The sequence below is a fragment of the Sphingomonas sp. NPDC019816 genome, assembly GCF_050274375.1.
Classification (GTDB): Bacteria; Pseudomonadota; Alphaproteobacteria; order Sphingomonadales; family Sphingomonadaceae; genus Sphingomonas.
This window is the reverse complement of the sequence record NZ_JBNNOB010000158.1, coordinates 1-7396: the sequence shown is the minus strand read 5'-3', so window position 1 is coordinate 7396 and position 7396 is coordinate 1. Positions and strand designations below refer to the sequence as shown.

The window sequence follows — 7396 nt, the reverse complement described above, 5'->3', positions numbered from 1 at the left end:
CCGCCCTCGCGACCGGTGACACCCCTCCACCAGCTTCGCTGGTCCCCCTCCCCTTTCAGGGGAGGAATGGTATGAGACGAGTGGACGTCCCATAGCCTCGCCAACCTAAATAACTACCTCCGTTCGCACTGAGCGAAGTCGAAGTGCACGCCCTGCCCTCGCCTCCTGACCACCCTCGAAAAGCCGCTTGGGTCAGTCGGATTCCCTTGGCCTTCGACTTCGCTCAGGCTGAACGGAGGTTGGGGAAGATCGTCCGGTCTTGCCGCACAGCCCGCAAAACCTCTGCGCCCTCCGCGCCTCTGCGCGAACCAAAAATGAAAACCCCCGGCGGCCCATCGGACCACCAGGGGTTTCGAAAGCATCGAGCCATCCGGCGGGCTCACACCCCCGAGTCGCTGCGCCTCACTTCGGGGCCAGCACCATCAGCATCTGGCGACCTTCCATGCGCGGATAGGCTTCGACCTTGGCGACCTCGGCCACCTGCTCGGCGACGCGCTGGAGCACGTTCATGCCAAGCTGGCCGTGGCTCAGCTCGCGGCCGCGGAAGCGCATGGTGACCTTCACCTTGTCGCCCTCGCCGATGAACTCGACCACCTTCTTCATCTTGGTGTCGTAGTCATGGTCGTCGATGTTCGGACGCATCTTGATCTCCTTGATCTCCTGCGTCTTCTGCGACTTGCGGGCGAGGTTCGCCTTCTTCTGCGCCTCGTACTTATACTTGCCGACGTCGAGGAACTTGGCGACGGGCGGGTCCGCGTTGGGCGACACCTCGACCAGGTCGAGGCCGAGCTCCTGGGCCTGGGCCATCGCCTCGCGCGTGTACATCACGCCGAGATTCTCGCCCTCATGGTCGATCACGCGAACCTTGGGGCTTTGAATCCACTCGTTGAACCGAGGACCATTCATCGGCGGCGCCTGCATCGGACGGCGCATCATGGGAGGACGTATGGGTATTTCTCCTGTGGCAATTACGATTTCAATATAAGCGATCGGGGGCAAATTTGAAAGGGCGAGACAAACGCCCCGCCCTTTCCTCTATTTGCCGCTGATTCAGTGCGCAGATCGGGCGGGGTCGCTTCTTCGCGCAGCTACCACTGCTCCGGTACGTTTTCGGGTGCGACGCGCAGATCGGGCGGAGTCGCTTCCTCGCGCAGCATGGCGATGGCGTCGTCCAGCGTCATGATCTCCTGCGCCTGGCTGCCCAGACGGCGGACGGCGACCTTGCCCTCCTCGGCCTCGCGCTTGCCGACGACCAGCAGCACGGGGACCTTGGCGACCGAGTGTTCGCGCACTTTGTAGTTGATCTTCTCGTTGCGCAGATCGGTCTCGACCCGGATGCCCGCCGCCGCCAGCTTGGCCGCCGCCTCTTCCGCGTATCCGTCCGCATCCGACACGATGGTCGCGACCACCGCCTGCACCGGTGCCAGCCAGACGGGGAAGCGGCCCGCATAATGCTCGATCAGGATGCCGATGAACCGCTCATAGGAGCCGAAGATCGCGCGGTGGAGCATGATCGGGCGGTGCCGCTCGCCATCCTCGCCAATGTACGACGCGTCGAGCCGTTCGGGAAGCACGCGGTCCGACTGGATGGTGCCGACCTGCCAGGTGCGGCCGATCGCGTCGGTCAGATGCCATTCCAGCTTGGGCGCATAGAAAGCCCCCTCGCCCGGCAGCTCTTCCCAGCCATATTGCTCGGTCGCCAACCCCGCCCGCACGACCGCGTCGCGCAGCTCGGTCTCGGCCATGTCCCACATCTCTTCGGTGCCGAAGCGCTTTTCGGGGCGCAGCGCCAGCTTGATCGAATAGGTGAAGCCGAAATCCTTATAGATCCGGTCCGCCAGTTCGCAGAAAGCGCGGACTTCCTCGACGATCTGGTCCTCGCGGCAGAAGATATGCGCGTCGTCCTGGGTGAACTGGCGCACGCGCATCAGGCCGTGCAGCGCGCCGTGCGGCTCGTTGCGGTGGCAGCATCCATTCTCGTAGAAACGCAGCGGCAGGTCGCGATAGGACTTGATCCCCTGACGGAAGATCAGGACGTGCGCCGGGCAGTTCATCGGCTTCAGCGCCATCCACTGCGCATCGTCCGACACCAGCGGGCCTTCGTCCTCGACATTGGGCACCTCGTCGGGGATTACGAACATGTTTTCGCGATACTTGCCCCAATGGCCCGACTGCTCCCACTGGCGCGCGTCCATCACCTGCGGGGTCTTCACCTCGCGGTAACCGGTCGCGTCGATCGCGCGGCGCATATAGGCCTCCAGCTCGCGCCAGATGCGATAGCCCTTGGGGTGCCAGAAGACCGAGCCATGCGCCTCCTGCTGGAGGTGGAACAGGTCCATCTCATTGCCCAGCTTGCGGTGGTCGCGCTTGGCGGCTTCCTCCAGGCGGGTCAGATGCTCGGCCAGCTGCTTCTTGTTCAGCCAGCCGGTGCCGTAGATGCGGCTGAGCATCGCGTTCTTCTGGTCGCCGCGCCAATAGGCGCCCGACACGCGGGTCAGCTTGAAGGCGTTGGGGTCCAGCTTGCCGGTCGAGGCGAGGTGCGGACCCCGGCACATGTCGAGCCAGGCGTCCTCGCCCTTGCCCGCGCGATAGACGGTTAGTTCCTCAGTCTCGGGCAGTTCGGCGGCCCATTCGGCCTTGAAGCTCTCGCCCTGCGCCTTCCAGCGCTCGATCAACTGCTCGCGGGTCCAGACTTCGCGGATCAGCGGCTCGTCCTTGGCGATGATCTTGCGCATCTCGGCTTCGATCGCGGGCAGGTCCTCCTCGGTGAAGGGCCGGTCCTTGGGCGCGAAATCGTAATAGAAGCCGTCATCGGTCGCCGGGCCGAAAGTGATCTGCGTGCCGGGGAACAGCGCCTGCACCGCCTCGGCCAGCACATGCGCATAGTCGTGGCGCGCGAGTTCGAGCGCGTCGGCCTCGTCCTTCGTGGTCACCAGGGCGAGCGCGGAGTCGCCCTCGAACGGGCGCATGATGTCGCGCAGCTCACCATCGACGCGCGCGGCGATGGCGGCCTTGGCCAAGCCCGGACCGATCGCGGCGGCGATGTCCGCGGGGGTAGTTCCGGGCGCGACCTCACGGACGGAACCGTCGGGCAGCGTGATACGGAACATCGCGGACATGGAACAACTCTCTTCGATAGATGCGGATACAGCACGGGCGGTCCGCCCGGCGGCCGCTATATAGGCAAGAATGTCCGCGAGGTATACGGCCTGACTTCGGGAAGCGGGCGGCAATGCCATGACGCCCTTCTTCCCTCCGTCATCGGCGTCGCGACGCCCTGCGTACCGGGTCTTCCCCTATTGATCGATCGCGTAGACCACCGTCACATTGACGTTGGTGCGGATCGGCGCCGGTGACAGGTCGATCTGGATCGGCGGGGCAGCGGGCGGCGGCGGCGGCGGGGGCGTGACCCTGGCCCGCGCACCGGTGACGACGATCGCCATGTCGCGGTTGGTGCCATCGTCGACGCGGAGCAGCCGCCCGAGCCGGGCGCCGGAGCCCTCCGCAATCAATTGCGCCTGCGCCTTGGCGCTGGCCAGCGCGGTGCGCATCGCCTGCTGGCGGGCCGGCCGGTCGTCGCTCAGCCAATAGCCGCGCACGCCGACCTGCAATCCCCCGAGCCGCCCGATCAGCCCCGCCAGCGTTCCCGCATCGGCGATGCGCGGCGTATCGATCGACACCGGCATGGTCACGACATAGCCCAGGATCGCGCACGGCCCCGTGGACAGCTGCGCCTGACCATATCCATCCCGGTTGCATTCGCGCGAGCGGACCGGCGCGATGTCGAAGTCGGAGGCATGAAGCTCCATATCACCGCGCAACAGCCCCTCCGCACCGGTACGGATGGCCTTGGCGCTGTCCCGCGCCTTGGCCGTCGCCTCGTCGGACGTCGTGCCCTCCCCGCGCACCTGATAGGCCACGGTGACGCGATCGGGCGAGGTCTTGGCGATGCCCGTCGCCGTCACTTGTATCTGCGGCGGCGGCACCGTCTGCGCCAATGCGCCCGTCGCGGACAGACCAAGCAATATGGCGAATAACGGCTTACTCATGGCCTTCCTTCTCCCCTCACGCGATCCCGAACGGCACCAGATGATTGTCCTGCGTATGCCCGATCCGCGCACGGCCCAGATAGGGCACCCCCATCTCGCCACACCAGCGCTGGATCATATATTCCAGCGTCTCGCCCCATTCGGGTTCGTTGGGCTGTACATTGCTGACCGCGCCCAGCCGCACGCCGGCGACGCCCTTCAACTGCGTGGCATTCGCCATGGTGAACAGCATCCGGTCGACCGCGTACAGATGCTCCGACACTTCCTCGATGATCAGGACATGGTCGGTCAGGTCGGGGAGCCAGGGCGTGCCGATCAGCGCGGCCAGGATCGACAGGTTGAACGCCGCCGCCGGGCGGCCGTCCAGCCCCGGCTCCAGCCCCTGCCGGTCGCCGCTGACCAACCAGCCGAGCGCGCGCGCCACGGTCGCGTCGCCATGCTGACGCCGGATGTCGCTTGCCATCGGGCCATGCACCGGCCGTCCGATCCGCCGGGCGTATAGTGCCGCCAGCACGAAGCCGAGGTCGGAATAGCCGATATAGGTCTTATGCCCTGCCGCCGCGTTGAGGTTCGGAATCACCCGCGACAATATGCGGTTGGACCCGTATCCGCCGCGCAGGAACCAGATCGCGTCGATGCCCGGATCGTTGGCGAATTCCAGAAAGGCCGAAGCGCGGCGTTCGTCGGACCCTGCGAAATGGCCGTCCTGTTCATAGCATTGCGGATGGAAGATCAGGTCGACATCCGGGTAGGCGATCGCAGCGAAGGCGCTGACCGGAGCCTCGGCGGCGGGATTGCCGATGCTGGAAGGGGCAAGGATTCCGATCTTCATGTCAGCGCGTTCCTCACCTTGACCACCCGGCCGGGCATTGCCCCGCGCCGTCAACTCGCCGATAGCGTGGGGCCATGACCAACGGCAATTCCTGTTTTCTGGTGGGCATCGGCGGATCGGGGATGATGCCGCTCGCCATGATCCTGCGCGCACGCGGATGGACGGTTTCGGGTTCGGACCGGGGCCTCGACCAGGGCCGCGTCGCCGCCAAGTTCGATGCGTTGCGCAACGCCGGCATCGCGCTTTACCCGCAGGACGGATCGGGCGTGACCTCGGCCGACCAGCTCGTCATCGCCTCGGCCGCCGTCGAGGAGACAGTGCCCGACATCGTCGCGGCCAACCGGCTGGGCTGCCCGCGCGCCAGCCGTGCGCAGATGCTGGCCAGCCTGTTCAACGACAGCACCCTGCCGATCGGCGTGGCGGGGACCAGCGGCAAGTCGACCGTCACCGGCATGATCGCCTTCATCCTGCACCAGACGGGGCGCGATCCGACCGCGATGAACGGCGCGGTGATGAAGGACTTCATCTCGCCCGACAGCCCCTTCGCCAGCGCACTGGTCGGCGGCGGCGACGCATTCGTCAGCGAGGTGGACGAAAGCGACGGTTCCATCGCGCTTTACAACCCGGCGATCGCGGTGCTGAACAATGTCAGCCTGGACCACAAGTCGCTGGAGGAATTGCGCGACCTGTTCGGTCGGTTTGCCGCCCGCGCGCGTCATGTGGTCGCCAATGCCGGCGATGCCGAGACGGCGGCGCTGCTGGCCGACATCCCCAACCTCACCACCTTCGCGGTGGAGGGGGCCGCCGATCTGGTCGCCGAGGCGCTGAAGCCCGAACCCTTCGCCATCGCGTTTGATCTGGTGACCGGGGGCGCCGGCTATCATGTCCGCCTGACGGTGCCGGGCCGCCACAATGTCTCCAACGCGCTGGCCGCGATCGGTGCGAGCGTGGCGGCGGGCGTCCCCCTGATCGACGCGATCCGCGCGGTCGAACGCTTCACCGGCCTCAAACGCCGGTTCGAGAAGGTCGGCGAGGCGAAGGGCGTCACCGTCATCGACGATTTCGGCCACAACCCCGACAAGATCGCCGCCACGCTCGACACGCTCCACGCCTTTCCGGGTCGATTGCTGATCCTGTTCCAGCCGCACGGCTATGGCCCCCTGAAGGTCATGCAGACCGAGCTGGTCGACAGCATCGCGCAGCGGATGCGGGATGGCGACGTGTTCGTCCTGCCCGACCCGGCCTATTTCGGCGGCACTGTCGCGCGCGAGGTGACCAGCGCTGACATCGTCGCCGATCTGCGCGCACGCGGCCTTGACGCCCGCCACATCGCCGACCGCGCCGAGGCGGCGGCGACACTGGTGGCCGAAGCGCGGGCAGGCGACCGGATCGTGGTGATGGGCGCGCGCGACGACACGCTCGGCCTGCTGGCGCAAGACATGGTGGAGCAGCTGGCCGCCAAGTAAAGGACGCTTGACGTAAAGCGAACTTTCCATGTAAACCCCCCTTTACACATGAGGGAGGTTCGTCATGCCCATGCAGCCCGAAATGAAGCGCTATACCCGCCGCCTGTTTGCGACGATGACGCTGTACGCCATCGCCTTGACGGGGGCCAATCTGTGGTTCCGCCATGCGCCGCCTTCGGGATTGCTCGCCTATTTCGTGGCGATCCTGCCCGCACTCCCGATCATGGGCGTATTCGTCGTCATCGGACGGCTGATGATGGAGATGCGCGACGAATATATCCGCATGCAGTTCGTGCGGCATTCCCTGATCGCCACCGGCATCACGCTGTCGTTCACGACCGCATGGGGATTTTTGGAAGGCTTCGGATTGGTCGCCCATATGCAGGGCTATTGGGCCGCCACCTTGTGGTTCAGCGGATTGGGGTTCTGCGTGATGGCCAACGCCATCCGCGAACATTGGCGGGCGCGGGCGTGAACAACCATCTGCGCAGCTTGCGCGCCGATCGCGGTTGGAGCCAGCAGGACCTGGCCGGGCGGCTGGAGGTCAGCCGCCAGAGCGTCAACGCGATCGAGACGGGGCGCTACGATCCCTCGCTCCCCCTCGCCTTCAAGATCGCCGAGTTGTTCGGCTGCGCGATCGAGGACATTTTCGTCAGCCCGTCCAAAGGCTGATTTGGCCACCCCCCACCGTCATGATAGGATCGATTCGAACGGCCATAGGAGGACGCCCGTCATGTTCCGTCGCCTGTTTACCGAGCATCCCGAAAGCGTCGGAGAGAGCTATGTCGAGCATTTCGACGTCGCGGCGCGGTTCGGCGTAATCATGATCGCCGGGGGCGTCGGCGCGCTGGTTCATGCCGTCGTACCGGGACTATGCACCACGACCGGCAGCGACACGGTGGCGCGGCTTCACGCCGAGATGGTAGCCAAACGGCGAAGAAAGCAGGCGGCGCAGAGCCAGGCGAAGACCGTCGAATATGTGATCTGAGCGGGTGCTGGTCGCTGAGTTTATCCCCTTAACGTCGTTCAGCCTGAGCGCAGTCGAAGGC

Annotated in this window: 8 protein-coding genes; 4 read left to right on the top strand and 4 right to left on the bottom strand. The window is 65.7% G+C overall.

Translation table 11 applies throughout. The features are described from left to right. Nucleotides 1-402: 402 nt before the first annotated feature. The 4 genes from infC to ACQKJZ_RS16925 form a co-directional block, all read right to left on the bottom strand. Nucleotides 403-936: a translation initiation factor IF-3 gene (gene infC / locus ACQKJZ_RS16940; RefSeq protein ID WP_037569087.1), complete on the bottom strand. Its 534-nt coding sequence runs from the start codon at nt 934-936 to the stop codon at nt 403-405. A 152-nt stretch (nt 937-1088) separates the two neighbouring features. Beyond that, on the bottom strand, nt 1089-3119 hold the full coding sequence (gene thrS / locus ACQKJZ_RS16935; RefSeq protein ID WP_427732601.1) for a threonine--tRNA ligase: 2031 nt from the start codon (nt 3117-3119) through the stop codon (nt 1089-1091). Between the two features lie 177 nt (nt 3120-3296). Then, complete coding sequence (locus ACQKJZ_RS16930) at nt 3297-4049, bottom strand: SIMPL domain-containing protein (RefSeq protein ID WP_427732599.1); 753 nt, start codon at nt 4047-4049, stop codon at nt 3297-3299. 16 nt (nt 4050-4065) lie between these two features. Next, nucleotides 4066-4881 carry an LD-carboxypeptidase gene (locus ACQKJZ_RS16925; RefSeq protein WP_427732597.1) on the bottom strand — a complete coding sequence of 272 codons (816 nt, stop codon included), beginning with the start codon at nt 4879-4881 and terminating at the stop codon, nt 4066-4068. 74 nt (nt 4882-4955) lie between these two features. Here ACQKJZ_RS16925 and ACQKJZ_RS16920 point away from each other — a divergent pair, with 74 nt between their 5' ends. The 4 genes from ACQKJZ_RS16920 to ACQKJZ_RS16905 all read left to right on the top strand — a co-directional run bounded on the left by ACQKJZ_RS16920 (nt 4956) and on the right by ACQKJZ_RS16905 (nt 7335). Further along, entirely contained in the window at nt 4956-6347 is a 1392-nt protein-coding gene (locus ACQKJZ_RS16920) for a UDP-N-acetylmuramate--L-alanine ligase (protein WP_427732595.1), read from the top strand. Between the two features lie 64 nt (nt 6348-6411). Continuing rightward, a complete protein-coding gene (locus ACQKJZ_RS16915; RefSeq protein WP_427732593.1) occupies nt 6412-6822 on the top strand; it encodes a hypothetical protein in 411 nt (136 codons plus the stop codon). Continuing rightward, the gene (locus ACQKJZ_RS16910; RefSeq protein ID WP_312489849.1) at nt 6819-7019 is read left to right on the top strand and encodes a helix-turn-helix transcriptional regulator; all 201 of its coding nucleotides are present in this window, start codon (nt 6819-6821) and stop codon (nt 7017-7019) included. Before ACQKJZ_RS16915 ends, ACQKJZ_RS16910 begins: the two co-directional genes overlap by 4 nt. Before the next feature lie 61 nt (nt 7020-7080). Then, complete coding sequence (locus tag ACQKJZ_RS16905; protein WP_427732591.1) at nt 7081-7335, top strand: DUF6356 family protein; 255 nt, start codon at nt 7081-7083, stop codon at nt 7333-7335. Nucleotides 7336-7396 lie beyond the last annotated feature (61 nt).

Bases quoted from the DNA above. Each gene is read 5' to 3' on its own strand.
- infC (WP_037569087.1), bottom strand. From the start codon at position 936: ATGATGCGCCGTCCGATGCAGGCGCCGCCGATGAATGGTCCTCGGTTC.
- thrS (WP_427732601.1), bottom strand. From the start codon at position 3,119: ATGTCCGCGATGTTCCGTATCACGCTGCCCGACGGTTCCGTCCGTGAG.
- ACQKJZ_RS16930 (WP_427732599.1), bottom strand. From the start codon at position 4,049: ATGAGTAAGCCGTTATTCGCCATATTGCTTGGTCTGTCCGCGACGGGC.
- ACQKJZ_RS16925 (WP_427732597.1), bottom strand. From the start codon at position 4,881: ATGAAGATCGGAATCCTTGCCCCTTCCAGCATCGGCAATCCCGCCGCC.
- ACQKJZ_RS16920 (WP_427732595.1), top strand. From the start codon at position 4,956: ATGACCAACGGCAATTCCTGTTTTCTGGTGGGCATCGGCGGATCGGGG.
- ACQKJZ_RS16915 (WP_427732593.1), top strand. From the start codon at position 6,412: ATGCCCATGCAGCCCGAAATGAAGCGCTATACCCGCCGCCTGTTTGCG.
- ACQKJZ_RS16905 (WP_427732591.1), top strand. From the start codon at position 7,081: ATGTTCCGTCGCCTGTTTACCGAGCATCCCGAAAGCGTCGGAGAGAGC.